Here is a 461-nt window from a genome sequence, read left to right on the forward strand (position 1 = left end):
TATTAGCCAAGTGGGATTGCAAGCTTGTTGAGTTTAACGGCGAAAAAGACCACGTACACGCGCTATTTCAATATCACCCAGACGTGCAGTTGAGTGTATTGGTGGGAAATATTAAATCAACGACTTCTCGCCGACTAAGGCAAGAATTTGCAGAGTATTTAAGTCGTTTCTACACAAAAGATGTATTTTGGAATGGTTCTTATTTTGTTGCCAGTTGTGGCGGTGTAACTATTACAACCTTAAAGCAGTATATTGAATCTCAGGATAGACCGGAAGACGGCAATTCCTCGCGACGTGTCGGCGGACAGAATCCTCTGTCCGTCGAACCGTCGCTATCGACCAACATTGCTGATTGAACTGCGTTCAATATCGTTCGTTGGTCAATTCGTCATTGCCCAAAATTCATCTCACGCTCCCCTGAGTACAGGGTGAGACGTGAGGCTTCTTTTGTTTTAAGCTAA

1 protein-coding gene is annotated in these 461 nt (G+C 44.0%); it reads left to right on the forward strand.

Annotated elements, in window-relative coordinates:
- The coding region (tnpA, locus tag AABK37_RS41875; RefSeq protein WP_432557256.1) for an IS200/IS605 family transposase at positions 1-356 on the forward strand (356 nt) is incomplete at its 5' end.
- Positions 357-461: the final 105 nt, after the last annotated feature.

Origin of the sequence: Tolypothrix sp. VBCCA 56010 (assembly GCF_050875635.1) — a bacterium.
In the GTDB taxonomy this organism is placed as follows: Bacteria; Cyanobacteriota; Cyanobacteriia; order Cyanobacteriales; family Nostocaceae; genus Hassallia.